Origin of the sequence: Kitasatospora sp. NPDC051705 (assembly GCF_044453265.1) — a bacterium.
Lineage (GTDB): Bacteria > Actinomycetota > Actinomycetes > Streptomycetales > Streptomycetaceae > Kitasatospora.
The window spans coordinates 1-1,350 of the sequence record NZ_JBITCO010000068.1 but is presented as its reverse complement, the minus strand read 5'-3'; the positions used below and the strand labels follow the sequence as shown (position 1 = coordinate 1,350).

Here is a 1,350-nt window from a genome sequence, read left to right as displayed (position 1 = left end):
TGCTGCGCGTGCCCCACGTCGTCCTCGCCGTCAACAAGATGGACCTCGTCGACTACGCCGAACCCGTCTTCGCCGCCATCGCCGCCGAGTTCACCGCCTACGCCGCCTCCCTCGGCATCGAGGACGTCCTCGCCGTCCCCATCTCCGCCCTCGCCGGCGACAACGTCGTCGAACCCTCCGCCCACATGGACTGGTACGGCGGCCCCACCCTGCTGGAGCACCTGGAGACCGTCCCGGTCGGCAGCGACCCCAGCCAGGAGGCCGTCCGCTTCCCCGTCCAGTACGTCATCCGCCCGCAGACCGAGGACCACCCCGACTACCGCGGCTACGCCGGCCAACTCGCCTCCGGCGTCCTGCGCGTCGGCGACACCGTCACCGTCCAGCCCTCCGGCCACACCACCACCGTCGCCGGCATCGACGCACTCGGCCGGGAGACCGACATCGCCTGGGCGCCGCAGTCCGTCACCGTCCGCCTCACCGACGACATCGACGTCTCCCGCGGCGACCTCATCACCGCAGGCCCCGCCCCCCAGCCCACCAAGGACATCGAGGCCACCGTCAGCCACCTCAACGAGCGCCCGCTGCGCACCGGGGACAAGGTGCTGCTCAAGCACACCACCCGCACCGTCCGCGCGCTCGTCAAGGAGATCTCCTACCGGATCGACATCGACACGCTCGAACAGCGTTCCGGCGCCGACGGGCTGAACGTCAACGACATCGGCCACGTACTGCTGCGCACCGCCGAGCCGCTGGCCCTCGACCCCTACACCGCCAACCGCCGCACCGGATCGTTCCTGCTGATCGACCCGGCCGACGGCACCACCCTCACCGCCGGCATGGCGGGCGAGGCCTTCGCGACCGTACGCACCACCACCGACGCCACCGACGAGGAGGACTGGGTCTGATGCCCAGCGAGGCGTTCTCGGGCATGGACAAGGAAGGCGGCCGCATCGGCAGCGGCGTCCTCGGCAGCGGCCAGGGCGGACTGACCCGATGTGTGGGCCGACAGGGCTGAGAACGCTCTGTCACCGGGCCACCTCCCCTCGACCGGCCCGGCTTGCCCGGCATCCACGATGCCGCAAGCACAGCTTCCGAACTTCCGTCCCGAGACCGTCTCCTGACGGTCCGTCCGTGAACAGGACCTGCCATGGCACCGAACCCGACGCCTTCGCATACCCTCGTCCGCCCCAACGCCGGCCGGATCAGACGCTCCGCCGTGGCCGCGGTGGCCGGCCTCACCGCCGTGACCCTGCTCTCGGCCTGCGGCTACGGCTCCAAGGCCGACGACAAGAAGCCCGCCGCCGCGGGTGACGCCGCCTCCGGTGCCTCCGGCGCGAAGCTCTCCGCCGA

1 protein-coding gene and 1 pseudogene are annotated in these 1,350 nt (G+C 71.5%); both read left to right on the top strand.

Annotated features, from left to right (window positions below; translation table 11 throughout):
• Positions 1-905, top strand: a 905-nt coding sequence (locus tag ACIA8Q_RS33840; RefSeq protein ID WP_396318313.1) for a hypothetical protein, incomplete at its 5' end; no start/stop codon positions are given.
• A gap of 242 nt (positions 906-1,147) precedes the next feature.
• Positions 1,148-1,350: pseudogene (locus tag ACIA8Q_RS33835) on the top strand (hypothetical protein); the annotation flags it as partial.